Source organism: Streptococcus suis (assembly GCF_019794555.1).
In the GTDB taxonomy this organism is placed as follows: Bacteria; Bacillota; Bacilli; order Lactobacillales; family Streptococcaceae; genus Streptococcus; species Streptococcus suis_AB.
On record NZ_JAIMEP010000001.1, the window covers coordinates 50,636 to 76,972 of the forward strand.

General features: G+C 40.1%; 27 protein-coding genes, 1 tRNA gene and 1 pseudogene. 24 read left to right on the forward strand and 5 right to left on the reverse strand.

Annotated elements, in window-relative coordinates; genetic code table 11:
- Positions 1–4 precede the first annotated feature (4 nt).
- Genes K6V48_RS00265 through K6V48_RS00280 form a run of 4 tightly spaced genes read left to right on the forward strand, consistent with a single transcriptional unit; the run spans position 5 to position 3,951 of the window.
- The gene (locus K6V48_RS00265) at positions 5–919 is read left to right on the forward strand and encodes an ABC transporter permease (protein ID WP_105126259.1); all 915 of its coding nucleotides are present in this window, start codon (positions 5–7) and stop codon (positions 917–919) included.
- Positions 920–929: 10 nt separating this feature from the next.
- Positions 930–1,961: an ABC transporter permease gene (locus K6V48_RS00270; RefSeq protein WP_105126244.1), complete on the forward strand. Its 1,032-nt coding sequence runs from the start codon at positions 930–932 to the stop codon at positions 1,959–1,961.
- A 14-nt stretch (positions 1,962–1,975) separates the two neighbouring features.
- Entirely contained in the window at positions 1,976–3,019 is a 1,044-nt protein-coding gene (locus K6V48_RS00275) for an ABC transporter ATP-binding protein (protein WP_105126243.1), read from the forward strand.
- Positions 3,016–3,951 (forward strand): ABC transporter ATP-binding protein, encoded by a 936-nt coding sequence (locus K6V48_RS00280; RefSeq protein ID WP_024391700.1) that lies wholly within the window; start codon positions 3,016–3,018, stop codon positions 3,949–3,951. The genes K6V48_RS00275 and K6V48_RS00280 overlap by 4 nt, the downstream gene beginning before the upstream one ends.
- Before the next feature lie 60 nt (positions 3,952–4,011).
- Here the strand turns inward: K6V48_RS00280 and K6V48_RS00285 are convergent, their stop codons facing one another.
- On the reverse strand, positions 4,012–4,374 hold the full coding sequence (locus K6V48_RS00285; protein ID WP_222367134.1) for a DUF3397 domain-containing protein: 363 nt from the start codon (positions 4,372–4,374) through the stop codon (positions 4,012–4,014).
- Between the two features lie 154 nt (positions 4,375–4,528).
- On the opposite strand from K6V48_RS00285, the gene rplK reads away from it, so the two are divergent.
- The 14 genes from rplK (at position 4,529) to K6V48_RS00355 (ending at position 17,158) form a co-directional block, all read left to right on the forward strand.
- The gene (rplK, locus tag K6V48_RS00290; protein WP_024382554.1) at positions 4,529–4,954 is read left to right on the forward strand and encodes a 50S ribosomal protein L11; all 426 of its coding nucleotides are present in this window, start codon (positions 4,529–4,531) and stop codon (positions 4,952–4,954) included.
- A gap of 40 nt (positions 4,955–4,994) precedes the next feature.
- Entirely contained in the window at positions 4,995–5,684 is a 690-nt protein-coding gene (gene rplA / locus K6V48_RS00295; protein WP_004194879.1) for a 50S ribosomal protein L1, read from the forward strand.
- Positions 5,685–5,790: 106 nt separating this feature from the next.
- Entirely contained in the window at positions 5,791–6,081 is a 291-nt protein-coding gene (locus K6V48_RS00300) for a hypothetical protein (RefSeq protein WP_222367137.1), read from the forward strand.
- Between the two features lie 8 nt (positions 6,082–6,089).
- On the forward strand, positions 6,090–6,878 hold the full coding sequence (gene yghU, locus K6V48_RS00305) for a glutathione-dependent disulfide-bond oxidoreductase (RefSeq protein ID WP_172065877.1): 789 nt from the start codon (positions 6,090–6,092) through the stop codon (positions 6,876–6,878).
- Positions 6,879–7,038: 160 nt separating this feature from the next.
- Positions 7,039–8,679 (forward strand): putative polysaccharide biosynthesis protein, encoded by a 1,641-nt coding sequence (locus K6V48_RS00310; RefSeq protein ID WP_222367287.1) that lies wholly within the window; start codon positions 7,039–7,041, stop codon positions 8,677–8,679.
- Positions 8,680–8,945: 266 nt separating this feature from the next.
- Positions 8,946–11,339 (forward strand): Spy0128 family protein, encoded by a 2,394-nt coding sequence (locus K6V48_RS00315; protein ID WP_222367140.1) that lies wholly within the window; start codon positions 8,946–8,948, stop codon positions 11,337–11,339.
- Positions 11,340–11,768: 429 nt separating this feature from the next.
- Positions 11,769–12,500, forward strand: coding sequence for a UMP kinase (gene pyrH / locus K6V48_RS00320; RefSeq protein ID WP_172017104.1), 732 nt, complete (start codon positions 11,769–11,771; stop codon positions 12,498–12,500).
- Positions 12,501–12,563: 63 nt separating this feature from the next.
- Entirely contained in the window at positions 12,564–13,121 is a 558-nt protein-coding gene (gene frr / locus K6V48_RS00325) for a ribosome recycling factor (protein ID WP_172038947.1), read from the forward strand.
- Between the two features lie 128 nt (positions 13,122–13,249).
- Positions 13,250–14,104: an RNA-binding virulence regulatory protein CvfB gene (gene cvfB / locus K6V48_RS00330; RefSeq protein ID WP_222367143.1), complete on the forward strand. Its 855-nt coding sequence runs from the start codon at positions 13,250–13,252 to the stop codon at positions 14,102–14,104.
- Between the two features lie 9 nt (positions 14,105–14,113).
- Complete coding sequence (locus tag K6V48_RS00335) at positions 14,114–15,034, forward strand: 2-dehydropantoate 2-reductase (RefSeq protein ID WP_222367145.1); 921 nt, start codon at positions 14,114–14,116, stop codon at positions 15,032–15,034.
- Between the two features lie 9 nt (positions 15,035–15,043).
- Positions 15,044–15,499: a DUF1801 domain-containing protein gene (locus tag K6V48_RS00340; protein ID WP_172071562.1), complete on the forward strand. Its 456-nt coding sequence runs from the start codon at positions 15,044–15,046 to the stop codon at positions 15,497–15,499.
- 5 nt (positions 15,500–15,504) lie between these two features.
- Complete coding sequence (locus K6V48_RS00345; protein ID WP_009910192.1) at positions 15,505–15,720, forward strand: YozE family protein; 216 nt, start codon at positions 15,505–15,507, stop codon at positions 15,718–15,720.
- 78 nt (positions 15,721–15,798) lie between these two features.
- Entirely contained in the window at positions 15,799–16,821 is a 1,023-nt protein-coding gene (locus K6V48_RS00350) for a PhoH family protein (protein WP_222367148.1), read from the forward strand.
- Complete coding sequence (locus K6V48_RS00355) at positions 16,811–17,158, forward strand: GNAT family N-acetyltransferase (protein WP_222367151.1); 348 nt, start codon at positions 16,811–16,813, stop codon at positions 17,156–17,158. Before K6V48_RS00350 ends, K6V48_RS00355 begins: the two co-directional genes overlap by 11 nt.
- 266 nt (positions 17,159–17,424) lie before the next feature.
- Here K6V48_RS00355 and K6V48_RS00360 read toward each other — a convergent pair whose 3' ends face one another.
- From K6V48_RS00360 to K6V48_RS00370, 3 genes are read right to left on the reverse strand one after another with little or no spacing between them, the layout of a single operon-like run.
- Positions 17,425–17,568, reverse strand: a complete 144-nt coding sequence (locus K6V48_RS00360; RefSeq protein ID WP_222367154.1) for a FeoB-associated Cys-rich membrane protein — start codon at positions 17,566–17,568, stop codon at positions 17,425–17,427.
- On the reverse strand, positions 17,561–19,711 hold the full coding sequence (feoB, locus tag K6V48_RS00365) for a ferrous iron transport protein B (RefSeq protein ID WP_222367155.1): 2,151 nt from the start codon (positions 19,709–19,711) through the stop codon (positions 17,561–17,563). Before feoB ends, K6V48_RS00360 begins: the two co-directional genes overlap by 8 nt.
- Positions 19,712–19,719: 8 nt before the next feature.
- Positions 19,720–20,181: a FeoA family protein gene (locus tag K6V48_RS00370; protein ID WP_222367158.1), complete on the reverse strand. Its 462-nt coding sequence runs from the start codon at positions 20,179–20,181 to the stop codon at positions 19,720–19,722.
- Positions 20,182–20,376: 195 nt separating this feature from the next.
- On the opposite strand from K6V48_RS00370, the gene K6V48_RS00375 reads away from it, so the two are divergent.
- Positions 20,377–20,449 (forward strand) — tRNA-Thr (locus K6V48_RS00375).
- Here the strand turns inward: K6V48_RS00375 and K6V48_RS00380 are convergent.
- Positions 20,444–20,716, reverse strand: a pseudogene (locus tag K6V48_RS00380) (tyrosine-type recombinase/integrase); the annotation flags it as partial. The gene K6V48_RS00375 and the pseudogene K6V48_RS00380 overlap by 6 nt on opposite strands.
- Positions 20,717–21,307: 591 nt before the next feature.
- On the opposite strand from K6V48_RS00380, the gene K6V48_RS00385 reads away from it, so the two are divergent.
- The 5 genes from K6V48_RS00385 to amaP all read left to right on the forward strand — a co-directional run bounded on the left by K6V48_RS00385 (position 21,308) and on the right by amaP (position 26,331).
- Positions 21,308–23,035, forward strand: a complete 1,728-nt coding sequence (locus tag K6V48_RS00385) for an ABC transporter ATP-binding protein (RefSeq protein WP_222367160.1) — start codon at positions 21,308–21,310, stop codon at positions 23,033–23,035.
- Positions 23,035–24,774 (forward strand): ABC transporter ATP-binding protein, encoded by a 1,740-nt coding sequence (locus K6V48_RS00390; RefSeq protein WP_222367162.1) that lies wholly within the window; start codon positions 23,035–23,037, stop codon positions 24,772–24,774. Before K6V48_RS00385 ends, K6V48_RS00390 begins: the two co-directional genes overlap by 1 nt.
- 414 nt (positions 24,775–25,188) lie before the next feature.
- The gene (locus tag K6V48_RS00395; protein ID WP_172017086.1) at positions 25,189–25,434 is read left to right on the forward strand and encodes a GlsB/YeaQ/YmgE family stress response membrane protein; all 246 of its coding nucleotides are present in this window, start codon (positions 25,189–25,191) and stop codon (positions 25,432–25,434) included.
- A 54-nt stretch (positions 25,435–25,488) separates the two neighbouring features.
- Complete coding sequence (locus tag K6V48_RS00400) at positions 25,489–25,734, forward strand: GlsB/YeaQ/YmgE family stress response membrane protein (RefSeq protein WP_172017083.1); 246 nt, start codon at positions 25,489–25,491, stop codon at positions 25,732–25,734.
- 21 nt (positions 25,735–25,755) lie between these two features.
- Positions 25,756–26,331, forward strand: coding sequence for an alkaline shock response membrane anchor protein AmaP (amaP, locus tag K6V48_RS00405; protein WP_172017081.1), 576 nt, complete (start codon positions 25,756–25,758; stop codon positions 26,329–26,331).
- Positions 26,332–26,337: the final 6 nt, after the last annotated feature.

A 26,337-nucleotide genomic window follows, 5' to 3' on the forward strand; every position in this document is an offset into this window, starting at 1 on the left:
TAACATGACTAAATATTTATTGAAAAGGATCGCTATTCTATTGGCGACACTATGGGTTGTTATTACCCTTTCCTTCTTTCTGATGCAAATTATGCCGGGAACTCCATACAATAGTCCTAGACTTACTGATGAAATGATTGCAATAATGAACAAACAGTATGGTTTGGACAAGCCCCTTTGGCAACAATATTTAAAATATCTGACTGATATTTTGCATGGAGATTTTGGTACAAGTTACCAATCTGCTAACCAATCTGTTACAAAATTGATTACACAACGCCTAGGTGTATCTATTCATCTCGGTTTTCAAGCCCTTGTTGTTGGTATCAGTGGAGGTCTTTTAGTAGGTGCTGTTTCTGCACGTAACAAAAATAATAAAATTGATGGTGTTTTAAGTGTGATTTCTACTCTGGGTATCTCAGTACCGGCCTTCATCATCGGTCTGCTTCTATTGGATTACTTAGGTTTCAAATGGGCGTTATTACCTCTTTCAGGATGGGGGACTTTTGGACAAACTATCTTGCCAACTTTTGCCCTTGCAATCCCTGTCTTCGCCCAGGTTACACGTTTCTTCAGAAGTGAAATGATTGAAACATTAAACACTGACTATATTCAATTGGCACGTGCTAAAGGGATGACAAATCGTCAAGTGACTAATCATCACGCCTACCGTAATTCCATGATTCCTGTTTTGACCTTGGTTGGACCAATGGCGGCTAATATTTTGACGGGTTCAGCTTTGATTGAACAAATTTTTTCCATTCCAGGGATAGGTCAACAGTTTGTAACGTCAATTCCTACAAAAGACTATCCAGTGATAATGGGAACTACAATTGTTTATGCGATGATGCTCATGGTAGCCATCTTGATTACTGACGTGATCATTAGCATTGTGGATCCACGTGTCAGACTGGGATAAGGAGTAAATAATGACAGAACAAAGAAAAACATTTACTTTGGTTGGTGCGGGTAGCTCAGACTCCCAGGAAAAAATTGAAAAGCCAGCCTTGTCGTTTATGCAAGATGCATGGCGACGATTAAAGCAAAATAAATTAGCAGTTATTTCATTATGGTTTATTGGATTTTTGTTAGTATTTGCAATTGGTTCAACTTTTGTGGTTTCTACAAATTCTGCCAATAGTTTCAATAGTGAAGAAGTTTCTACTTATCGTAACTTGCCGCCAAAAATTAGTGATAACTTACCATTCTGGAATGGATCAATTGTTTATTCAGGAAATACTGAAGCAAACGATGCCTATGCAGATCAGAGTGTTCCTGAAGGTGTCAAATTTATTTTAGGTACGGACAACCTTGGACGGAGCATTGCAAAACGAGTAACGGTTGGTATTCGTATTTCACTCTTAATTGCGGTTGTTGCTACTTTGATTGACTTAGTTATTGGTGTAACCTATGGTCTGATTTCAGGTTTCTCTGGTGGGAAAGTGGACACAGTTATGCAACGGGTGATCGAAGTTATTTCTTCCATTCCAAACCTGGTTATTGTAACCATGCTTGGTTTGCTCTTGGGAAATGGTGTGACTTCTATTATTATTTCAATCGCAATTGTTGGATGGACCTCAATGGCTCGTCAAGTTCGGAACCTAACTCTATCCTATAAGGAGCGTGACTTTGTACTTGCCTCTCGTGCGTTAGGTGAGAGCAACCTGAAAATTGCTTTTAAACATGTTTTGCCAAATATTTCAGGTATTATTATTGTCCAAATTATGATGACTGTCCCAAGTGCAATCATGTATGAGTCTGTATTGTCAGCCATCAACCTCGGTGTGAAACCACCTACAGCATCTCTTGGCTCATTGATTACAGACGCTCAGGAGAACTTACAATATTATCCATATCAAGTAATGATTCCTGCAGCTGCATTAGTGTTGATTTCGCTTGCCTTTATCTTGTTAGGTGATGGCTTACGTGATGCTTTTGATCCGAAATCAAGTGCAGACTAGGAATGGAGGCTGTGATGAATAAAGAAACGATTTTACAGGTTGAAAACTTAAATGTAACCTTTCATACCTATGCCGGTGAAGTTCAGGCCATTCGTGATGTGAATTTTACATTGAACAAGGGTGAAACTCTTGCTATTGTTGGAGAGTCAGGTTCAGGTAAATCAGTAACAACACGTACACTAATGGGCTTAAATGCCAAAAATGCACATTTGTCAGGTAAGATTCATTTTAAAGATAAAGACTTGAGTGAGTTGTCAGAGAGTGAATGGGTAAAAGTTCGTGGAAATGAAATTGCCATGATTTTCCAAGATCCAATGACAAGTTTGGATCCAACAATGACAATCGGTATGCAAATTGCTGAGCCAATTATTTTACATGAAAAGGTATCCAAATCAGAGGCCTTGAGACGTGCCTTGGAACTCATGAAAAAGGTTGGTATTCCAAATGCTGAAGAGCACATTAAAGATTATCCACATCAATGGTCAGGTGGGATGCGTCAACGTGCAGTCATTGCGATTGCACTTGCAGCGAATCCAGAAATTCTAATTGCAGATGAACCAACAACTGCCTTAGACGTGACGATTCAAGCGCAAATTTTGAATTTGATGAAAGAAATTCAGTCCCAAACTCAGTCTTCTATTATCTTTATTACCCATGATTTGGGTGTGGTAGCTGGTATGGCAGACCGTGTAGCTGTTATGTATGCTGGGAAGATTGTGGAAGTTGGAACGGTTGAGGAAGTCTTTTATAATCCGCAACATCCATACACATGGGGGTTATTAAACTCTATGCCGACAACAGAGACTGCTTCTGGAAGTTTGGAATCCATTCCTGGAACTCCTCCAGATCTGTTGAACCCTCCTGTTGGAGATGCTTTTGCAGCCAGAAATGCATATGCTCTCGATATTGATTTTGAAGAGCAACCGCCAATGTTCCAAATTTCAGATAGCCATTATGCAGCAACATGGTTGTTAGACGAGCGAGCTCCTGAAATTACACCACCGTTAGCAATCTTGAAACGTTGGGAAAAATGGAATAGTAAGAAGGAGAAACAATGAGCGAAAATAGAAAAAAACTCGTTGAACTAAAAAATGTTTCATTGACTTTTAATGCAGGTAAGAAAAACGAAGTTAAAGCCATTGACAATGTTTCCTTTGACATTTATGAAGGAGAGGTCTTTGGTCTCGTTGGTGAATCTGGTTCAGGAAAGACAACGGTTGGTCGTACCATTCTAAAATTGTATGACTATAATGCTGGTGATATTCTCTTTGATGGCCAGTCTATTTCAAAGCTTTCTGGAAAAGATTTGAAAGAATTTCGAAAAGATGCACAAATGATTTTCCAAGATCCTCAAGCTAGTTTGAATGGTCGTATGAAAATCAGAGATATCGTTGCAGAAGGTTTGGATATTCACGGCTTGACTTCTTCAAAAGAAGAACGGGATGAGCGTGTTCAACATTTATTGGATTTAGTCGGTTTAAATAAGGATCATTTAACGCGTTATCCGCATGAGTTTTCAGGTGGACAACGACAACGGATTGGTATTGCACGTGCCTTAGCAGTTCGTCCAAAATTCATTATTGCTGACGAACCAATCTCAGCCTTAGATGTATCCATTCAAGCACAAGTTGTTAATTTGATGCAAAAATTGCAGAGAGAACAAGGTCTAACCTATCTTTTTGTTGCACACGATTTGTCAATGGTTAAGTACATCTCTGACCGTATTGGTGTTATGCACTGGGGTAAAATGTTGGAAATTGGAACGTCGGATGCTGTTTACAATGACCCAATTCATCCCTACACGAAGAGTTTGCTTTCTGCTATCCCTGAACCGGATCCAGAATTTGAAAAAAATCGTGTCCATGTGGAATACGATCCAAGTGCTGAATTAGATGGTCAAGAACGTCAGATGCATGAGATTACGCCTGGTCACTTTGTATTGGCTACAGAAGAAGAGGCTGCGGCATACCGCGCTGAACGTAATAAATAAGATATAAAAAAACCTGAAAATTTCAGGTTTTTTTATATGTGATAAGTTTCGAATTTAGTTTTATAAAGTTAGCACAGCAATCACCAAGGCCAAATACATCAGGAATGTCAAAATAAAGCCAGCTCTCCAAAATACTTTGAAAAATCGTTTGTAGTTAAACTGTCTTTTTTGAAGCAAGAAGAAGAGACAAAGACCGATGGCAAGTACTGACAGTGAAAAGGTCAGATGAGGTATTAAGCTACTATAGTAAGCCTTGTCAGAAATAAGATAAAACTCAAAGGCAAATAATGGAAAGGCAATATCTGCAAAATTCCATCCTCTTTTTTGCAATTTAAAAAAATTGACAACTATAATGGAAAGTGCCAAAGTCAGAAATAGAAATAATATTGCCACAATCTTTAAAAAAATCATTGATTCAAACATAAGTCTATTCTATAAAAAATGTGAACAAAAGTAAACCTAAAGCTTGCAATTCTTTGAAAATCGTGTATAATGAAAAGGTATGTGTAAAACACATATTTGTGGGAGGTAAAAATCTGTAATTACCGCCAAAACCACAATAGGAGGATTTTATATCATGGCTAAAAAAGTCGAAAAACTCGTAAAACTTCAAATTCCTGCAGGTAAAGCTACTCCAGCTCCACCAGTCGGACCAGCACTTGGTCAAGCAGGTATCAACATCATGGGATTCACTAAAGAGTTCAACGCTCGTACAGCTGACCAAGCTGGTATGATCATCCCAGTCGTTATCTCTGTGTATGAAGATAAATCATTCACTTTCATCACTAAAACACCACCAGCTGCTGTTCTTTTGAAAAAAGCTGCAGGTGTTGAAAAAGGTTCAGGTACACCAAACAAAACTAAAGTTGCAACAGTTACTCGTGCACAAGTACAAGAAATTGCTGAAACTAAAATGCCTGACTTGAACGCTGCATCTGTAGAAGCTGCAATGCGTATGATCGAAGGTACTGCTCGTTCTATGGGATTCACTGTTACTGACTAAGTAGCACCCAAGTTTATCTGATTACAAGGAGACATATAATATGGCTAAAAAAAGCAAAAACTTGCGTGCTGCTCTTGAGAAAATCGACAGCACAAAATTGTACAGCGTAGAAGAAGCTGTTGCTCTTGCAAAAGAAACTAACTTCGCTAAATTTGATGCGTCTGTTGAGGTTGCTTACAACTTGAACATCGACGTTCGTAAAGCTGATCAACAAATCCGTGGTGCAATGGTATTGCCAAATGGTACTGGTAAAACTTCACGTGTTCTTGTTTTCGCACGTGGTGCAAAAGCAGAAGAAGCAAAAGCTGCTGGTGCAGACTTTGTTGGTGAAGATGACCTTGTTGCTAAAATCAACGGTGGTTGGTTGGACTTCGACGTTGTTATCGCAACTCCAGATATGATGGCTGTTGTTGGACGTCTTGGTCGCGTACTTGGTCCACGTAACTTGATGCCAAACCCTAAAACTGGTACAGTAACAATGGATGTTGCTAAAGCAGTTGAAGAGTCTAAAGGTGGTAAAATCACTTACCGTGCTGACAAAGCTGGTATCGTACAAGCTCTTATCGGTAAAGTATCATTTGACGCTGACAAACTCGTTGAAAACTTCAAAGCTTTCCACGATGTAATGGCTAAAGCTAAACCAGCTACAGCTAAAGGTACTTACATGACTTCAGTATCAATCACAACAACACAAGGTGTTGGTATCAAAGTTGATCCTAACTCACTTTAATCAATAAGAAGATTGTCTTAGGGCAATCTTTTTTTCTTGAGATTTTCTTGACAAGCACTTGATTTCGATTTATACTATATTCAATTTACATAAAAGGAGTTATCCGATGAAAGTAGCAGAGAAAGAAGAGTTTTATAAATACCTATCTGCAGCCTACAACCTTCCGCAGGAAGCATTTTCAGAAGCCCTGCGTGAAAAAATATTGGAGGTGGCAGGTCAGTTGGATAAGGAGGAAAATCTCTATATACTGGCTGGATACTTAAGTCGTTTTATCAATGCAGAGCTAACAGCTCTGACTTGTCGAGCACCCAAGGAATTGGTTCAGTTAGCTCGCTATCTTCAAGAACTTCAAAATCACTATCGTTATGCAAGCATTATTCCAGGAAAGATAGAATAGGAGAAAACATGACAGAATATACAAAACCACTCGTATGGAAGTGGGAAGATGAAAATGACAACCGATCTGGCAATCGTCCAACAGCAGGCAGTCGCTTTGAACAAAAACTACCAAAAGGAGAAAAAACTTTTCAAGTTTATTCGCTGGGAACGCCGAATGGCATTAAGGTTGCTATTATGTTGGAGGAGTTGAAAGAGTTAGGTATTTCAGATGCAGATTATGACCTCTTTCTCATTAATATCGGTCAAGGAGACCAATTTGGCTCCGATTTTGTTACTATCAACCCCAATTCCAAAATTCCAGCCATGGTAGATTATTCTGAAAAAGAACCCGTTCGCGTCTTTGAATCAGCAAATATTCTTCTCTATTTAGCAGAAAAATTTGATGTTCTCTTACCGAAAGAATGGGCAGAGCGGACTGAAGTCCTTAACTGGCTCTTCTGGCAAACTGGCGCCGCTCCATTTGTTGGTGGAGGATTTGGACATTTCTTCCATTACGCTCCGACAGCGCAAGAATATCCGATTAATCGCTATACAATGGAAACTAAGCGTCAGCTAGATCTCTTGGATCAGCTATTGGCGACAAGAGAATATATAGCAGGAAATACCTATACCATCGCAGATATTGCAATTTGGTCTTGGTATGGTCGCTTGGTGCAAGGAGAACTATATCCAGGTTCAGCAGAATTTTTAGATGTTGATTCTTACAAGCATCTAAAGACCTGGGTAGAGAAAATAGCTCAGCGTCCTGCTATACAACGAGGGTTGACAGTGCAGTATCAGTCCATTGATCATTAAACCACTTACCCCACCCAAATTGGTGGGTTTTTCTTTTACTTTGGTATCATAAAAGTTTATAATGAAAGGGTTAGACTCTCTTGAATTTTAAAGAAAAGCAGTGGCTAATGTAGATTTTTGAGAGAATAAAATTGATACTTATATGGAAAGATTAGTGATTATGTCTGAAAAAGTTGAAATACAGCAGTCTAAAGAACAGGCGACAATGGCCAGAGGCTTGGCTTGGTTGACTGCTGGAAATATTCTAAGTCGCTTACTGGGTGTAGCTTATGTAATCCCTTGGTATATTTGGCTAGGAGAATACCGAGCAGAAGCAAATGCTCTTTTTAGTATGGGTTATCAAATTTATGCAAATTTTTTATTGATTTCAACAGTAGGTTTACCTGTAGCGATTGCTAAGCAAGTTGCAAAATACAATGTTCTTGGTAAGGAAGATGTTTCTCTCTATCTGGTAAGAGAGTTCTTCAAAATTATGCTGATCTTTGGGGCGGTATTTGCTGGAATCATGTATATCAGTTCACCGTGGTTAGCAGAAGCATCTGGCTCAAGGGAAAAATTGATTCCGGTCATGTATAGTCTCGTACCGCCCTTATTTATTTTCCCGGCTATGAGCATTCTTCGTGGTTTTTTCCAAGGTCGTCATGATATGAAGCCCTATGCGATTAGTCAGCTCGCAGAACAGTTGGTCCGTGTTATTTGGATTTTAGCAGCGACCTTTATTATCATGAAATTAGGCAATGGGAATTACCTTGATGCGGTTGTCCAATCTACTTTTGCTGCCTTTGTTGGTATGATTGCCAGTGTTGCAGTATTAGTCTATGCTTTATGGAAACAAGGCTACTTAGGAAGATTGATTCATGCGAAAAAGCAGAAAATATCTATCCATACTGGTCAGTTAATCAGAGAAACTGTAAAGGATGCTATTCCGATTATTATTTTAGGTTTAACCATTCAATTGTTGCAATTTATTGATCAGGTTACCTTTATTAATGTGATGGAGCGGATTACAACCTATTCCAATTCAGAATTATTGGAACTGTATTCTTATTTGGCCGCAAATCCGAACAAAATTACTATGATGATTATTGGTATTTCTCAGAGTTTAGGAAGCGTGGCCATTCCTTTGATAACTGAAAAATTTGTTCAAAAGGATTTGAAAGCCGCTTCGTATTTAGTTGCTGATAACTTACAACTTCTTTTCATTTTTACTATCCCAGCTATTGTTGGTACTGTTCTATTAGCTCGTCCTTTGTATACGGTATTCTATGGTCCATCAGAAGAAATCGCAATTACCTTGTTTATTTGGAATCTTTTTATGATTCTTCCTTTGGGCTTGTATTCAGTCATTAGCGTTGTTATTCAATCAATTTTTGAAAACAGACATGGAATTTATTATTTCTTGATTGGTATGCTAGTGAAAATTGTTTTACAAGTACCAATGATGTATCTTTTCAAAGTTTATGGCAGCTTTATTTCAACAATTTTTGGTTTAGGTATTATGCTGTATCTCTTTTATAAACGAATTGATAAGATACTAGATATTGATGAACAATTAGTAGTGAAGGATATTGTGACGATTAGTTGGATTTCCGCGGTGATGGGCTTGGTTGTCTGGGTTATCGAGTTCCTACTAGATATCGTTCTTCCAGCAAATGGATATGTTTCTAGCTTTATCCATTTAGTGATTGCTGGTGGTGCTGGTATTATTGTTTTCGGTCTATTGACATTAAAGACGCGTCAGTTAGATAAGTTGATTGGTGCTAGAGCTGGAATCATAAGACTAAAATTAAATATGCTATAGAGATGGGAGAATGGAAGGAAGGAACTTTATGACTTTGCTGAAAGGATAACTAGTTTGGTTCATTCCCAGTCTAGGGAATGTTCACCTTCCTGTTAAACTTAGATTTTTCCGGTTCATAAAATTGCAAAAGCATAGCATATATGTTATGCTTTATCTTAATGAATTTTTGTAGCTTACAAAGCTGATTACAGCATTTTTCAAGTATGCCAAGGATTCAGAAAGTATTATATACAAAATAAAAGGAGATATTTAGGGAGATTGTATTGATGAAAAAAATACTTCAAAAAATACTGGCCGGATTAGCAGTTCTCGTTGTCAACCTAGGCCTCTTCACCAGTCAGTCTGTAAATGCTGCTGAGATTCCAAGTGGAGACTTTTCAAGTCAGGTGCGTCTAAAGGATGCTACGGGAAATGAAATATTGGCGGGTACACAACTAAAGTATGATACGGAGTATAAGTTTAACGTAGATATTAGTTTAGATGATACTGTTGAGGTCAAAAAAGGTGATACATTAATAGTCGAAGTACCAGATGCATTTGTGATATTAAAGACCGATACCTTTACTATCTATGATGCCCAAGGAAATCCTGCAGGTACGGCCCAAAAGGACCCAAATTCCAATAAAATTATCTTTACATTCAATGATTATTTTGAAGGATTAAATGAGAATAAGAAATTTGGTTTTGAGTTTAATGCTCAGGTCTCACGACGGGCTACAAATAATACAGAGATAGCTCCGACTGATTCATTTCCTATTCCATCAGTTATCACACCACCAGCACAAGGAATCTACCCCGGAGAAAAAATTGCAAAGTGGGGAAGCCAAGACAAAAATGACCCATCACTTGTACACTGGGAAATCCGCTTCAACCCGAATAGAGAGTCCTTAACCAATGTCGATATAGTTGATGTCTTAGGACCTAACCATATATTTGTGAGTGTAGATAGAATAATTTACTATGATGCTTGGAATCCTGAGCGACTTTTAACGGATGTAGCAGAAGCGACACCTCCAGTGATTGGGGATGCTGTTACCACTAACCCTGATGGAACGGGCTTTACCGTGCACTTTGACCAAATTGATCGTATCGCCTTGATTCAGTATACGACAAAATTGACCGCTCCTGGAAATCCGACAAATACCGTACATGCAAATGTAAATGGTGGAACTATTCAATCTGTTGTCGATCGTGAAGTGGTCCTTGGAGATGCTTCAGGGTATGCTAGCGGATCTCGTTCTGAGTATATTATATTAGAAGCGCAAAAGACTTTTGAGGGACAAATTTTGAACGGTGGTGACTTCACCTTTGAATTGGTCAATTCCGAAACAGATGAAGTTATCTCAACAGCTGTCAATGATGCAGAAGGAAAGATTTCTTTCCCTGTTATGAAATTCTCAAATCCTGGTGACTATAACTACTTTATCCGTGAAGTAGCTGGTAAAGATGGAAATATTCTTTATGATAAAAATAGCTACAATGTTAAAGTTAACGTAATTGTTGAAAATGGTCGTCACTTAGGTTCTGTTACCTATGAAACTGCGGACGGTTTAGCTCCTACATTTGTCAATGCAGTGAAACCAGAACCAATACCAGCATCTGTTATTTTAGAGGCACAAAAAACCTTTGAAGGTCAATCATTACAAGGTGGTGATTTTACCTTTGAATTGGTAGATACTGAAACAAATGAAGTTGTTGCAACGGCTGTCAATGATGCAGAAGGAAAGATTTTATTCCCAGTTATCGAGTATAAAAAAACTGGTAATTTTAACTATATAATCCGAGAAGTAGCTGGAACAGACGCACATATAATTTATGATTCAAAATCTTATATGGTTAATGTCAAGGTTATGTCTGAAAATGATAGGTATGTAGCAGAAGTTACATATGAAAATGGTGCTGCCCCTACATTTGTGAACACAGTGACTCCAGATCCAGAACCGACCCCAGATCCAGAGCCAACTCCAGATCCAGAACCAACTCCAGATCCAGAACCAACTCCAGATCCAGAACCGACTCCAGATCCAGAACCAACTCCAGATCCAGAGCCAACTCCAGATCCAGAACCAACTCCAGATCCAGAACCGACTCCAGATCCAGATCCAACTCCAGATCCAGAACCAACTCCAGATCCAGAGCCAACTCCAGATCCAGAACCAACTCCAGATCCAGAACCGACTCCAGATCCAGATCCAACTCCAGATCCAGAACCGACTCCAGATCCAGAACCAACTCCAGATCCAGATCCAACTCCAGATCCAGAACCGACTCCAGATCCAGAACCAACTCCAGATCCAGAGCCAACTCCAGATCCAGAACCGACTCCAGATCCAGAACCGACTCCAGATCCAGATCCAACTCCAGATCCAGAGCCAACCCCAGATCCAGAGCCAACCCCAGATCCAGAGCCAACCCCAGATCCAGAGCCAACCCCAGATCCAGAGCCAACTCCAGATCCAGAACCAACTCCAGATCCAGAGCCAACAATCGTAGAGCCTCAAGTATTGAAAAATCCAATACTTAGTAGTACAGAGAAGAGAGAAGTTCTTCCAAATACTGGCCAAGCTAATAATTCATTTATTTCTATTATTGGGCTCGTCTTACTAATTGCTACTAGTATGGTTACCAAGTTGTTTAAAGGGTATAAAAAACAACAATAAGCCTACTAGTGTGTACCAATGATATCGAAGCTGGTTTAAGCCCAGTGCCACTTCTAAGAGTTCATGTCAACATCTCTGCATAGTGGTTGATTGGCTTTGAAAGTCTGGGAACTGTTTCAGCTCCGTACTAATTTGGGTATGCAGTTCACATATTTTGGATTGCTATTAGGTAGAGTGGATCAGTTTTTCCATAGATGAATAATATCATTAACTCGTCAACCACAAGCCCTCACTAAGATTATTCATTTAGTGAGGGCTTTATGTTTTCTAGGGTGTGGGCTATTCCATCATGAAAGTCTTCCCAACTCAAACTTGATTATATTAGGTCTGATAGGGCGTTGAATGATTACATTTTTATCAGAAAGATTATACTATAAAAAAAGAAAAAAATGTGGTAGAATAGTAGGGATAAAAAAGAGGAGTAATAGAATGAAACCTAAATACAAACGTATTCTTATCAAATTGTCTGGAGAGGCTTTGGCTGGTGAACGTGGTGTCGGCATTGACTTGAAAACTGTTCAAGAAATGGCAAAGGAAATCCAGGAAGTTGCAGAATCAGGTATTCAAATTGCCCTTGTAATTGGTGGCGGAAACTTATGGCGTGGAGAACCTGCTGCTGAGGCGGGCATGGATCGAGTTCAGGCTGACTATACTGGTATGCTTGGAACTGTTATGAACGCCCTTGTAATGGCGGATTCCCTTAAACAACTTGGTGTAGATACACGTGTACAAACCGCCATTGCCATGCAGTCTGTTGCTGAGCCTTATATTCGTGGTCGTGCGCTCCGTCATCTGGAAAAAGGTCGTATTGTTATCTTTGGTGCAGGTATTGGTTCTCCATACTTCTCAACCGATACAACAGCTGCCCTACGAGCTGCTGAAATTGAGGCAGATGCAATTTTGATGGCTAAAAATGGTGTGGATGGCGTGTATAACGCTGATCCGAAGAAAGATGCCAATGCTGTTAAATTTAATGAATTAACCCACCGTGAAGTGATTAGTCGTGGTCTTAAAATTATGGATGCGACTGCTTCAACACTTTCAATGGACAATGACATTGATTTGGTTGTCTTTAATATGAATGAACCAGGGAACATCAAGCGCGTTGTCTTTGGTGAACCGATTGGGACAACTGTTTCAAATTATACTGCAGAAAAATAATAGATTGAAATTGAGTTCAGCTTTCATCTATTCAATAGGAAAATAAAAAAAGAAGGAAGTTTTATGTCTAAAGAAATTATTGCTAAAGCGCAAGAGCGCATGAACCAATCTCATCAGAGTTTGGCGCGTGAATTTAGCCACATTCGTGCTGGTCGTGCAAATGCTAGCTTGTTGGACCGTATTTCAGTTGAGTACTACGGTTCTCCAACACCATTGAACCAGTTGGCTGGTATTACAGTGCCAGAAGCGCGTGTTCTATTGATTACACCATTCGACAAGTCAATATTAAAAGATATTGAGCGTGCTTTGAACGCTTCAGATCTTGGTTTGACACCGCAATCTGACGGTACTGTTATCCGTTTGGTCATTCCTGCCCTTACTGAGGAAACTCGTAAGAATTTAGCCAAGGATGTGAAAAAAGTGGGTGAGAACTCTAAAGTTGCTATCCGCAATATCCGTCGTGATGCTATGGATGAAGCAAAAAAAGCTGAAAAAGCAAAAGAAATCACGGAAGACGAATTGAAGTCACTTGAAAAGGATATTCAAAAAGTAACAGATGAAGCTATCAAGACAATTGATAAAATGACTGCCGACAAGGAAAAAGAATTGTTGGAAGTTTAATCAACACGTTTTCAGGCTACAAAAATAGATCATCACTGGGCTGTCTAACTTCCAGTGGTGAACCAATAAGAAATCTAATGGGGGGAGTTAGACAGACTCCTCCTTTTTTAATCAGAAAGAAGAAAATCATGAATGATTTATTAGCACAGTATATCGTTGGTTTAGTGACTGACGAAAATGATCAGTTTTACTTTATCCAAAAAGAGGGGAGAACCTTTGCTCTTTCTAAGGATGAAGGAGAACATAGTCTAGGTCAATCTGTTAAGGGATTTGCCTATACCGATATGAAACAAAAACTCCGTTTGACAACTAAGGAAGTTGGAGCGAGTCGTACCAGCTTTGGTTGGGGAACTGTCACTGAGGTACGTAAGGATTTGGGTGTCTTTGTGGATACAGGCCTGCCAGACAAGCAAGTGGTTGTTTCCTTAGACATTTTGCCTGAAATCAAGGAACTCTGGCCGAAGAAAGGTGATCAGTTGTACGTCAAATTAGACGTCGATAAGAAGGACCGCATTTGGGCTCTACCAGCTTTTCAGGAAGATTTTCAGAAAATGGCTGGACCTGCTTATGATAATATGCAAAACCAAACTCTGCGAGCGATTGTCTACCGTTTGAAAATGAATGGTACTTTTGTTTATTTGCCAGACAACAACATGCTTGGTTTTATCCATCCGAGCGAACGCTTTGCGGAACCACGCTTGGGTCAGGTTTTGGAGGCGCGTGTCATCGGCTACCGTGCAGTTGATCGGACCTTGAACTTGTCTCTCAAGCCACGTTCGTTTGAGATGCTGGAAAATGATGCTCAGATGATATTGACTTATCTGGAAAGCAATGGAGGTTTCATGACCTTGAACGATAAGTCTGCTCCGGAAGACATCAAGGCCACCTTTGGTATTTCCAAAGGGCAATTCAAAAAAGCTCTTGGTGGTTTGATGAAGGCTGGGAAAATTAAACAGGATTCTTTGGGAACAGAGTTGGTATAGGAGGCATCTATGCTCGTATATATTGCTGGTAGTGGAGCAATGGGGTGTCGGTTTGGTTATCAATTGTCTAAGACAAATCATGAAGTGATTTTGCTGGATAATTGGGAAGAGCATGTCGAGGCAATTCGAGAAAACGGCTTGAAAGTGACTGGAGATGTAGAGGAAACTGTACACTTACCCATCATGAAACCGACCGAAGCAACGAGAGAAGCAGATTTTATCATTCTACTGACAAAGGCTGATCAGTTGCCAAAGATGTTGCGGGATATTAAGCCAATTATCGGTCCAACTACCAAGGTTTTGTGTCTCTTGAATGGTTTGGGCCATGCGACGACCATGCGTCGGTATGTACCAGATGAAAGTATTATGGTTGGGGTGACCATGTGGTTGGCGGGACTAAAGGGTCCTGGACAGGCTCACTTAGAAGGTCCGGGTTCTATTTCCGTTCAGCATATTCTTGGTGATGAGCAATCAATTGCGGATATTATTGAAATGCTGAATGAAGCAGGACTAAATGTGACCTATGACAATCATGTTGTCAGTGCCATTTGGAAGAAAGCCTGTGTCAATGGTGTGATGAATCCAACTTGTACCATTTTAGACTGTACAATTGGTGAATTATTTGGTACGGAGGCTGGACTGAATCTAGTTCAAGGGATTTTCAAAGAATTTATTGCTGTTGCTAAGTCTGAGGCAGATGGAATTGACGAAGAAACTATTTGGAAATATGTTATTGATGCTTCGAAGAAGGCTTCCAATCACTATCCATCTATGCACCAGGATTTGGTCCAACATGGTCGAAAGACAGAAATTGATTATCTGAATGGAGCGGTTGTTTTTAAGGGCAAACGTGCAGGTATCCCTACACCCTATTGCCAAATGATAACAGACATGGTTCACGCCAAAGAGAGTATGCTGGGGTTGAGATAGGAGAAAATCATGCTGATTGAAGTGGAAACGATTGAAGAATATATGTCTGCCTTGCCTGAAAATCGGAAGGAAGCAGTTGAACGACTCCATCATGTGATTGTGGAACAGTTACCAGCTGGTTTTGAAGTAGGCATCTTGGGAGGTATGATTCACTATTATGTGCCGCTTGCTGCCTACCCTGATGGTTATCATTGCACACCGGGAGAGCCCTTGCCATTCCTTGCCTTGGCATCACAAAAGGCACATATCGCCCTCTACCACATGGGAATCTATATGGACCAAGAATTGAATGATTGGTTCGTTGCTGCTTATCAAGCACAGGTGCCTACCAAGCTGGATATGGGCAAGTCCTGTGTTCGTATGAAAAATCCCAAGAATATTCCTTATGAATTGATTGGGGAATTGGTTAGTAAGATGTCTATGGAGCGCTATATAGAGCTCTACGAAAAAAATCATAGAAAGTAGATGTAGTGAGAAGAAGTTTTTATTCTTGGTTGATGACCCAGCGCAACCCAAAAAGTAATGAACCAGTAGCTATCTTAGCAGATTATGCCTTTGATGAATCTGATTTTCCTAAGCAATCAGATAATTTCGATGAAGTCAGTCGTTTTTTGGAGGAATCGGCCAGCTTTGCTTTTTCCATGTCTGATTTTGATGCGATTTGGGAAGATTATTTGGGACATTGATGGATAAAATAGTACAAAATAGCCCTGTTTGGGCTATTTTTGTTATAATAGAGAAAAGCACAGGAAAAGGAGCAACTCTTGCTAGAACATTCAATTGATATTCAACTCAAGCATCCAGATGATTCGTTTAGCCTATTTGGTTCGAATGAACGCCATCTGAGATTGATGGAACAGGAACTAGGTGTGGTTATTCATGCCCGTACGGAAAAAGTGCAGGTGATTGGACAGGAAGAACATGTAGAACAGGCGCGTCTTGTTATCCAGTCTCTCCTTGTCTTGGTGAGTCGTGGTTTGGTTATCAATACGCCAGATGTGGTCACAGCTATTTCCATGGCAAAAAATGATGAGATTGAGAAATTCGTTGCCCTCTATGAAGAAGAGATTATCAAGGACAACTATGGCAAACCCATTCGCGTAAAGACCCTTGGACAAAAACTCTACGTGGACAGCGTAAAGCGTCATGACATCGTGTTTGGAATCGGACCAGCTGGTACGGGGAAGACCTTCTTGGCGGTTACTCTAGCTGTAACAGCCCTCAAGCGGGGACAGGTCAAGCGGATTGTTCTGACACGTCCTGCGGTAGAAGCAGGCGAAAGTTTAGGCTTTTTGCCAGGGGACTTAAAAGAAAAAGTAGACCCCTATTTGCGTCCTGTCTATGATGCCCTATACCAGATTTTGGGCAAGGAGCAGACCACGCGCCTAATGGAGCGCGAGATTATCGAGATTGCACCGCTGGCCTATATGCGGGGGCGGACCTTGGAAGATGCCTTTGTCATCTTGGATGAGGCGCAAAATACCACCATTATGCAGATGAAGATGTTCCTGACCCGTCTGGGCTTTAATTCCAAGATGATTGTCAATGGGGACATTAGTCAGATTGACCTGCCACGCAAGGTTAAGTCGGGCTTGATTGATGCGACAGAGAAACTAAGCAAAATTCCACAGATTGATTTCGTACATTTTTCAGCCAAGGATGTGGTTCGCCATCCAGTTGTTGCCCAGATTATCAATGCCTATGAAGAGGAGGCTCAGGCAGCTGCTAGTCGAGCAAGTTTTGAAATGATTGGACAGCCTGGTCGGAGCGAAGAAGATGAAGATTAGTCACTTTTCAAATCATTATCAAGTCCGAAAGTTAGCAGATGCCGACTTAGAGCAGGTCTTAGCACTCTACCAGACCAACCCTCTCTATTTTAAACATTTTCCACCCTTGCCTAGTCTGGAAAGTTTAGCAAATGACCTTGTCGAGTATCCACCAGGTAAGGAGCTATCAGATAAATATTTTTTAGGATTCTGGGACAAAGAGCGATTAGTTGCCATTCTAGACCTAATTGACGGTTATCCGACAGAAGACACCGCTTATATCGGACTTTTTATGGTGGATTCAAGATTGGCTGGTCAGGGTATGGGCTCAAAGATCATAGCAAAGCTCTTAACTTAGTTAGCAACTCACTTCAAAAAGGTGCGTCTAGGTTATGTAGAAAGCAATCCTCAGGCCAGTCATTTTTGGTCCAAAGTTGGATTTTGTCCAACTGGTGAGGTCAAAGAGTTGGCTGGAAAAACAATCGTCTAAGCAGAATATGCATTAGATGAATACTAATAAAAACTGCCTATTTCACAAAAAGAAAATAAGGCAGTTTTTTATCTGTCTGACAGTTAAAAATGGAATTTTTTATTTAAAGGTAAAGCTTATGAGATTTTAGAATGTTATGAATCATGTTGATGAGAAATTTCTTGTTTGATAGCACAGTCACAAGAACAATCATTGCAGGCACCTTTACTTTTGACCAAGCTACGGATAGCTAGGACGAACAATACAACAATGAGTGATATCAGGATGAAGTTAGCCATTCATTTGCTCCTTTTGAAGGTTTTTTAGAGTGACGATAGGTAGGTCGGAAGCAGGTTTTCGAACAATACTATACACCATTGCAGATTGTAAAATCAGTGCAATACCGGTCCAAATAGTTGGTTGGTGATGGTAGAGAAAAACAGCTCCTAATTGATAAATGATGAGGCTGACAGCATAGGCTAGTCCTGTTTGGAAACCTACAGCAATCCAGGTCCATTTTGCATTTCCCATCTCACGATGTATGGCTCCAATAGCAGCAAAGCATGGTGCACAGAGCAAGTTAAAAATGAGGAATGAGTAGGCGGATAAAGCGGAATAATCTTGCTGGAGCAATACCCACAATTCACGATTGCTCTCGGAAGTTTCTCCCAGTTTATAGAGAATACCAAAACTAGCAATGACTGTCTCTTTGGCTAAGAGGCCAGTAATCGCTGCGATTGTAGCTTTCCAGTTCCCAAAACCAAGTGGGTGGAAGAAAAAGGCAAAACCATGGCCGATTGAAGCCAGGATACTTTGATTTGTCTCGACTGGTGCCAAAGCCCAGCTGTATGAACTAGCAAACCAAATGATGATATTGGTTACGAAGATAATGGTTCCCGCACGTTTGATAAAGCTTATTGCCTTATCGGAAGAATAACGAAGAACAGTTTGAATTTGCGGAAGATGGTAGGAAGGCAATTCCATGATAAATGGACTCGCCAAGCCACCGAGTTGCTTTGTTTTTTTCAATGCCAAACCAGAAAGAATAATGGCTCCCATACCAATGAAATATGCGCTGGGTGCAATCCAAGGGTTGCCAGGGAAAAAAGCACCTGCAACGAGTGAAATAATCGGAAGTTTGGCTGAACAAGGCATGAAAGTAGCTGTCATAATGGTGATTTTTCTGTCTTGTTCATTCTCAATTGTTCGACTAGCCATTACTCCAGGAACACCACATCCTGTAGCAATCAGCATTGGGATAAATGATTTACCTGATAGGCCAAACCGTCTAAAAATTCGGTCCATGACAAAGGCAATGCGACTCATGTATCCAATATCTTCTAAGATTCCTAGACAGAAGAAGAGTACAAAAATCTGTGGCACAAAGCCGAGTATAGCCCCACAACCAGCTACAATTCCATCAAGTACTAATGATTGTAACCAGCCAGCAATTCCAAAGGTATCAAGAAGATTTTGAATAATATCTGGAACAAATTGGCCAAACAATACATCGTTGACCCAGTCAGTCCCAATAGTTCCTACGGTTTGGATAGCAAGAAAGTAGGTTAGCCACATAACGAGTGCAAAAATAGGAAGTGCGAGAAAGCGGTTGGTTACAATTTGGTCCACTATATCAGAAATATTATGGCCGTTTCCAAATTCTTCTTGAACGGAGCTCGAAATAGTTTCAATTAATTGGTATCGCTGATTGACAATTATGGCTTCGATATCATCCGAATAGATTTTCTCCAAAATCATGATAATTTCAGATAAATCTGCTTTTTCAGTTTCTCCGAAATTGAGTTGATGTAAAATGTCTGGATCTTGTTCTAAAGCCTTGATAGCATAAAAGCGTTGTTGCCTAGTAGGGATTGTCTGAGGTAACAATTCAATCACTTGAGCGATAGCTGCCTCAAATTGTTTCTCATATTGCGGAAAATAAGGTGTGCTAGATTGGGTGCTCGTTCTTTCAACTTCGCTGAGTAGTTGAGGGATACCCATCTTTTTTAAAGCACTAATCGATTGAATGGGGCAACCTAGCTGGTGAGATAACTGATCTAATTTAATACTCCGTCCCTGTTGTTTCAAAGTATCGGTCATATTCAGTGCAATAACAGTTGGGATACCCATCTCGAGTAATTGGAGAGTTAGATATAGATTCCGTTCCAGATTCGTTGCATCTACAACATTTAAAATGGCTGCTGGTTGAGCAGATAGGAGATAGTCTCTAGCAACCATCTCTTCGGAAGTGTAGGGTGAGAGGGAATAGATTCCGGGAAGATCTTGCAGATCCAAGTGTGGTCGTTTTTTTATGTTTCCTGATTTTCTTTCAACCGTTACACCTGGCCAATTTCCAACTCGTTGGTTGGTTCCTGTCAGTAGGTTGAAAAGGGTGGTCTTCCCGCTGTTCGGATTACCCACTAAGGCTATCTGTTTTTTCATGTATTCACCTAGCTTTCAACTTGAACGAGAATCATTTGTGCTTCCGATTTCCGGAGAGTTAAATGATAGCCACGAAGTGTTATTTCTAATGGGTCGCCTAAAGGAGCAACATTTTTTAGAAGAAGTTGTGTATGTTTCGTTATACCCATATCCATGAGACGACGGCGTAGGGCGCCTGTCGCACAGATTTCAATAACCTTAGCGCTGCTACCAATTGGAAGATCTGATAAGGCCAAGGATTGCTCTTGTTCTGATTTTTCTTCTAAAACCAAGCTATTGAGAACAGATTGATCTAGGGCTAAACGACTGGCTTTGACCTGGATAATTGCATTGTCCTTTGTTTTTGAAATGATTCGAATTTCTTGTCCTATCTTTAACCCAAGATGGTTCAAATGTTTGCGAACATCTTCTTGTAATTGAATGTCTTTTACAAGATAAATTTGTCCAATTTGCAGTGTTTGCATGTTCATTAGGCACCCTTTGTGATTTTTATAACAATAGTATAACACAAATACTTAAAAATGTCAGATAATTTTTAGATATATATTAGCTTTAATGATACTGGAATATATTTTGTTCACGGGCTTACATTGATAAGTTGGCTCTCAATTATTTTATAAAAATCCATTGACATTTTTAGGAGGTATGATATACTAGGTAAGTACGCTGGTTTAGCTCAGTCGGTAGAGCGCATCCATGGTAAGGATGAGGTCGCCGGTTCAATCCCGGCAACTAGCATAAAATAACGTTAAAAACCCTTGATACACAAGGGTTTTTGTTATGTCTGCCCAAATCTGCCCCAAATTTTTCAAATATCTTTCTGATCTTGTCATTACTCTTCTCTTTTAATGATTCAAGTTGGTGAGCGTAGACTTTGAGTGAGATGTTTAAATTCTCATACCCTAACAACTGGGAAATAGAAATTAACTCAACACCTTGGGTAATCAAGTATGAAGCATAGGTATGTCTTAATGAGTGTATATGGACATTTTGCCCGACAATTTTCTAAAGGCGATTCTTTTAAATGGGGGTAAAAAGGGAATATTTTATCAACAAAATCCCTTGACATATATGTTTATTGTGATAAAATAGTGGATAGAAAGCTGAAAGGAGTAAAACAAATGAACAAGAACCTTGTCGTCAAACAAGCTATTTTTTATCATATACTCCTTTCTAAGCGGGAAAACAGATTCTAGAAATCATTCATGAGTGTGGTCTCAATGAAGAATAGAGGTTGAACTGCGGTTCAGCTAGTTAAGTTTATTGACTTATTGAGTGATTTTTGAAAAACAACGGGTCTATTTTTGTGGACTAAAGCAAGCCTAGGAGGAGTGAAATGCTTCCCTGGGCTTTTTTGTGCGCTTAGAAAGGTAATACTCTTCGAAAATCAAAATTATCCTTTGTCAAGAGCCTTGATGAGTGAAAAGCTCCAGTGGAGCTTTTCAGCCTGTTACCTTGAAACAAGAAAGTAACAGAGTTCTATCTTCGACATCGTTTTCTAGGCTACTTTTGATTTTCATTGAGTATAACGTCTATCAATTGTTGCTGATTGAATAAAGTGGCAAATGACAGGCTGGAGATTTGTAAAGGAGATATATGTTTCGATTAATTTTTGATTATATCAAACGTCATAAGTGGCTCTATTTATTGGTTGCAGTGACCTTGATTATTTATGATGCCACACTTTTGGTACCGACGCAAATGATTCAACGGATGGTTGATATACTGACCAAAAATGAATTAACGCAAGCAATTTTAGTTCAGGATATGACGCTCTTGTTGCTCGTGACCTTGCTGAACTATGCTATGGCATTTATTTGGCACCTTAAACTGTTTCAGGCTTCCGTTAACTTCAAGTTTGATATGCAACAACGGGCATTCAAAAAATTGGTCACCATGCGAACACCATTCTATGAGAAATTTCGCTCAGGAGATGTAATGACCCGTTTTTCAACGGATGTGGATGGCTTGATGGAGATGGTCGGCTACGGTCTCATGATTGTCGTCTATGCAGGCGGTATGCTAGCTTTTATTATCCCAACCATGTTCTTCATTGACTGGAAGATTTCTACGGTTGCTTTGCTTCCGATGCTGTTCATGACTCTTTGTATATTTTTTGTCGGAAGAAAACAAGATAAGGCGATTGACGCGAATAGGGACGCTGTAGCTCAACTCAATAATGAAGTTTTGGAAGTCATTGAAGGGATTCGAGTGACTCGGGCTTATAGTAAGAAAGCGACTCAAAAAGCTCAATTCCAAGCACGCACCAAACAATTAGCACAAGGTGGTGATCGTATCACCTCACTTCAATCTACATATAATCCACTAGCGACTGTCTGTTTAGGTTTATCTACGATTCTAGTACTTGTAATGGGAGCACAGGCCGTGAAGAAAGGGCAATTAACACTTGGACAAGTCATTGCACTGCAACTCTATGTCAGTTCGCTCTTAGAGCCCTTCTGGACACTGGCAGATTTTATCCTTGTTTATCAAACTGGCAAGACATCTTTCGAAAAATTGCAAGAGCTAATAGAGACAGGTGATGATTTGGAGGTGGATGGGGTCAAGGAAATAGCAGAGCTGAGGAGTATTGCTTTCAAGGATTACAGTTTCCGATATCCACAGGCGGAAAGAGCCAGCCTACTGGATATTAATTGGACCCTACTGGCTGGACAGACCGTTGGAATCGTCGGAAAAACAGGTTCTGGAAAGACGACTTTAATCCGCCAATTCCTCCGTCAATATCCTATTGGTCAGGGTGATTTCACCATTAATGATCAATCAGTATTGGATTATAAACGCGCTAGTCTTGAAGAAAAAATTGGTTATGTTCCACAAGAACACATTCTCTTTTCTAAGTCTGTCGGAGAAAACATTGCGCTCGGTAAAGTAGATAGTAGTTCTGAAGAGATTGAACGAGCCATTGTTACGGCTGCATTTGATCAAGATTTAAAACGGATGAGTGATGGACTTAACACCATGATAGGTGAGCGTGGGGTGTCTATTTCGGGTGGTCAAAAGCAACGGATTTCTATTGCGCGTGCATTCTTACGGAAGCCAGATTTACTAATTCTAGATGATTCCTTATCTGCAGTGGATGCTCGGACAGAACGCCAGATTATCCAAAATATTCAAAAAGAACGTGCAGGTAAAACCAATGTCATCGTGACCCATCGTCTATCTGCTGTCAACCATGCTGATTGGGTGTTGGTTCTGGATGAGGGTCGTATCGTTGAAGAAGGGCGTCCCACTGATTTGCTTGCTCAAAAAGGTTGGTATTATGAACAATACCAGCGACAACAAAGCCAGGAAGGAGGAGAGTAATGACTATTTTAGGATTTTTATTAAAACAAATCAAACGCATCAAATGGCTATTTATTGTAGCTGTAGGTTTCTATTTACTAGCTTCAACCCTGGTTCGATTGGCTCCTCTGTTGATTCAGCAGGCTATCGATGGGCCGATTACAGATTTGAGCAAGGGTTTGCCATTTGATGAAACTGTTTTTTTGACCCAGTCAGCTCAATATATGGGGATGATAGTCCTAGGAGCCATTGGTTTTTACCTATCCATGCGCTTGCTCATGCATTGTGCCAATCGGATTGCAGAGAATCTGAGAAATCAAGCCTATGATGTGATGCAGCGGTTGCCTATTTCATATTTTGATGATAAACCAGCAGGGAAGATTGCAACAAGAATTGTCAACGATACAGAGACACTGCGAACTCAATTTTATGGTACTTTAGTTTATGCCTTTAACAATATCGTTCGACTGGTATTTACATATGCTGTTCTTTTCTACATGAATCGTAGTCTGGGTTGGCTGATGTTGCTGCTAATTCCTCTTTATATTGGGATTCAATATGCTTATAAAAAAATGACTGACAAGCCCATGAAGGACTTCTATGATGCCAGGAGTGATGTGAATACTCAGGTAAATGAAACCATGAACGGTGCTAGTTTGATTCAACTCTTTGGACAAGAAGAAAGAAGTATGCAAGAGTTTGAAGCGACTGCTGACAAGATGCGTCGTGCAGACAACAAGATGATTTGGGCTCAGTCTCTCGCAACTTGGAATTTGAGTGGCTTCTTACAAAATTTAGTGATTACAGGGATTTTGACAGTAGTTGGTTATCAATTTCTCAAGGGCCATCCTGGAGTTACAGCCGGGAGACTCTTTGTTTATGTTAACTACATCGAGGGAGTCTTCATCGCATTAGGTGCCTTGGTTCAGCAATTTCCAAATATGCTTCGTTCTTTTGAAACGGGTAAGCGTCTAATGGCTCTTTTAGAAGAAGAGGCTGAACCTGATAGCGAGCATGATTTGGAAGTCAATCAAGGTCAAGTCGTGTTTGAAAATGTGAATTTTAGTTATGAAGAAAACAAACCAGTTTTGAGAGATATTTCCATTCGGGCTGAAAAAGGTGAAACAGTTGCTTTGGTAGGACATACGGGTTCTGGAAAGTCATCCATTATGAACCTCCTCTATCGTTTCTATGATCCACAGGCGGGTCGTGTATTGATTGATGGGAAAAATATTCGTGACTATTCTCGTGAAAGCCTGCGTAGTCACATGGGAATTGTTTTACAAGATCCCTATCTCTTTACAGGAACGATTGCAAGTAATATTTCCATGAATGAGGAAACAGCAGACAAAACACGAATTTTGCAAGCCCTGGAAAAAGTTGGAGCAGGGCCGATGCTATCTCGTTTAGAGAAAGGGATTGATGAACCTGTAGTTGAGAAGGGAGCAGCCTTTTCAAGTGGTGAGCGCCAGCTGATTGCCTTTGCTCGGACACTCTACTCTGATCCTAAAATCCTCATTTTGGACGAGGCAACATCTCATATTGATACGGAGACGGAAGAAATTATCCAACATGCCATGGAAGTGGTGAAAGAAGGCCGAACAACCTTTATCATTGCACACCGATTGTCAACCATTCAGAATGCGGACCAGATTTTGGTACTGGATGAAGGACGGATTGTCGAGCGGGGAACACATGACAGCCTCTTAGCTCTCGGGGGCATCTATGCTCAAATGCAGACTATTCAGTCTAAAGTCTAATAAACACACACATCCAGTTCTGACGAGCTGGATTTTTGTCTTGTTCATGATTTAATAAAAAAGTGACAACCTTTTATTAAAAATAAATTGGAATAGTGTCAGTTTGCTGATTTTTTTGGTGATTTTGTTTGAAGTTTAAAAGGAATAATAGTATTGAAATCTTGTTTTATGAAAAAATAACAAAAAAAAAAACAGATTGTGGAAAACCGCTGTTTTATACGGTTTATAAGGATTGTTGGAAAATTTTTTTAAAAAAGTGAGTCAAAAGGCTTGCAAAGTGACACCTTTAATGTTATACTGACAACATAAAGATAAATAAAGAGTTGTCACTTTAAAAGTAACGTTAACGATTATATATCTTTATAAAACAAAAATCGATTTTTTACTATTACTTATTTTAAAGGAGAATTTATTATGGCTTTTATTTGGACATTAATCGTAGGTGGAGTCATTGGTGCAATCGCAGGAGCGATTACGAATAAAGGTGGATCTATGGGTTGGATTGCAAATATTGTAGCAGGACTCGTCGGTTCATCCATTGGTCAAGCTGTTTTAGGTCATTGGGGACCATCGCTTGCAGGAATGGCACTTGTTCCATCGATTGTTGGAGCGGTAATCGTTGTAGCAGTTGTTTCTTTCTTCGTGGGTCGTAAGGCGTAGACGAAGTAAGCACACAGTCTTAAAAGATATTAGATGTATTGAAAGAGGTTTATTATGGGATTCATTTGGACATTAATCGTAGGTGGTGTTATTGGTGCAATCGCAGGTGCGATTACGAAAAAAGGTGGCTCAATGGGTTGGATCGCAAATATTGTAGCAGGACTTGTTGGTTCATCCATTGGTCAAGCAATTTTTGGATCATGGGGTCCATCGTTTGCAGGTATGGCACTCTTCCCATCGATTTTAGGTGCGGTTATCGTAGTAGCAGTTGTTTCTTTCTTCGTCAGCCGTAAAGCATAAGACGATTAGAAAGAGTAGCCTATGACTAAATTAGTAAAATGGGTCTATGGATTGGTGGCTTTGCCTCTGATTGTCCTACTTGGACTGGTGGCTATTCGCTATTCGGAGATTGTCACTTTGCCACAAGAGGTAGAAAATTTTCTACCTCAATGGCATCTCCATGACCAAACAAATCTAGTATTTTCAAATTTCCTCTTCTGGGGATCGCTCGTATTTATCCTTATCTTCTTGGTTCTCAGTCTGGTTTTTCTATTATGGCCAAAGCGCTATACAGAAGTCAATTTATCTGAGGATGGCAATGGAAAGCTACTATTGAAAAAATCAGCCCTAGAAGGCTACGTTAAATCAGTAGTAGATGCCAATGGTGCAATGACAGCGCCAGCAGTCCAAGTTTCGATTTATAAGAAACGTTTTAAGGTGAAAGTTGCTGGTCAAATGCGCTCGCGGACGGCGGTTGTTCAACAATTGTCTCAATTGGAACAGGAAATCCGTGACGGTTTAGAAAATTTCTTCGGCCTGTCTCGTCCAATGCAGTTTTCCGTAGCCGTTAAAGAAGTCGTGGATCCTAAGCAAGGCTTAGTTTCACGGGTAGAATAGAGGTGC

Excerpts from the sequence above, each read along its gene's own strand:
- rplK (WP_024382554.1), top strand. The coding sequence starts at position 4,529 with ATGGCTAAAAAAGTCGAAAAACTCGTAAAACTTCAAATTCCTGCAGGT.
- K6V48_RS00395 (WP_172017086.1), top strand. The coding sequence starts at position 25,189 with ATGGCTTTTATTTGGACATTAATCGTAGGTGGAGTCATTGGTGCAATC.
- K6V48_RS00265 (WP_105126259.1), top strand. The coding sequence starts at position 5 with ATGACTAAATATTTATTGAAAAGGATCGCTATTCTATTGGCGACACTA.
- yghU (WP_172065877.1), top strand. The coding sequence starts at position 6,090 with ATGACAGAATATACAAAACCACTCGTATGGAAGTGGGAAGATGAAAAT.
- rplA (WP_004194879.1), top strand. The coding sequence starts at position 4,995 with ATGGCTAAAAAAAGCAAAAACTTGCGTGCTGCTCTTGAGAAAATCGAC.
- K6V48_RS00335 (WP_222367145.1), top strand. The coding sequence starts at position 14,114 with ATGCTCGTATATATTGCTGGTAGTGGAGCAATGGGGTGTCGGTTTGGT.
- pyrH (WP_172017104.1), top strand. The coding sequence starts at position 11,769 with ATGAAACCTAAATACAAACGTATTCTTATCAAATTGTCTGGAGAGGCT.
- feoB (WP_222367155.1), bottom strand. The coding sequence starts at position 19,711 with ATGAAAAAACAGATAGCCTTAGTGGGTAATCCGAACAGCGGGAAGACC.
- K6V48_RS00270 (WP_105126244.1), top strand. The coding sequence starts at position 930 with ATGACAGAACAAAGAAAAACATTTACTTTGGTTGGTGCGGGTAGCTCA.
- K6V48_RS00385 (WP_222367160.1), top strand. The coding sequence starts at position 21,308 with ATGTTTCGATTAATTTTTGATTATATCAAACGTCATAAGTGGCTCTAT.
- K6V48_RS00280 (WP_024391700.1), top strand. The coding sequence starts at position 3,016 with ATGAGCGAAAATAGAAAAAAACTCGTTGAACTAAAAAATGTTTCATTG.
- K6V48_RS00400 (WP_172017083.1), top strand. The coding sequence starts at position 25,489 with ATGGGATTCATTTGGACATTAATCGTAGGTGGTGTTATTGGTGCAATC.
- K6V48_RS00285 (WP_222367134.1), bottom strand. The coding sequence starts at position 4,374 with ATGTTTGAATCAATGATTTTTTTAAAGATTGTGGCAATATTATTTCTA.
- K6V48_RS00275 (WP_105126243.1), top strand. The coding sequence starts at position 1,976 with ATGAATAAAGAAACGATTTTACAGGTTGAAAACTTAAATGTAACCTTT.
- K6V48_RS00315 (WP_222367140.1), top strand. The coding sequence starts at position 8,946 with ATGAAAAAAATACTTCAAAAAATACTGGCCGGATTAGCAGTTCTCGTT.
- amaP (WP_172017081.1), top strand. The coding sequence starts at position 25,756 with ATGACTAAATTAGTAAAATGGGTCTATGGATTGGTGGCTTTGCCTCTG.
- K6V48_RS00390 (WP_222367162.1), top strand. The coding sequence starts at position 23,035 with ATGACTATTTTAGGATTTTTATTAAAACAAATCAAACGCATCAAATGG.
- K6V48_RS00360 (WP_222367154.1), bottom strand. The coding sequence starts at position 17,568 with ATGGCTAACTTCATCCTGATATCACTCATTGTTGTATTGTTCGTCCTA.
- K6V48_RS00300 (WP_222367137.1), top strand. The coding sequence starts at position 5,791 with ATGAAAGTAGCAGAGAAAGAAGAGTTTTATAAATACCTATCTGCAGCC.
- K6V48_RS00340 (WP_172071562.1), top strand. The coding sequence starts at position 15,044 with ATGCTGATTGAAGTGGAAACGATTGAAGAATATATGTCTGCCTTGCCT.
- K6V48_RS00370 (WP_222367158.1), bottom strand. The coding sequence starts at position 20,181 with ATGAACATGCAAACACTGCAAATTGGACAAATTTATCTTGTAAAAGAC.
- K6V48_RS00310 (WP_222367287.1), top strand. The coding sequence starts at position 7,039 with ATGTCTGAAAAAGTTGAAATACAGCAGTCTAAAGAACAGGCGACAATG.
- K6V48_RS00355 (WP_222367151.1), top strand. The coding sequence starts at position 16,811 with ATGAAGATTAGTCACTTTTCAAATCATTATCAAGTCCGAAAGTTAGCA.
- cvfB (WP_222367143.1), top strand. The coding sequence starts at position 13,250 with ATGAATGATTTATTAGCACAGTATATCGTTGGTTTAGTGACTGACGAA.
- frr (WP_172038947.1), top strand. The coding sequence starts at position 12,564 with ATGTCTAAAGAAATTATTGCTAAAGCGCAAGAGCGCATGAACCAATCT.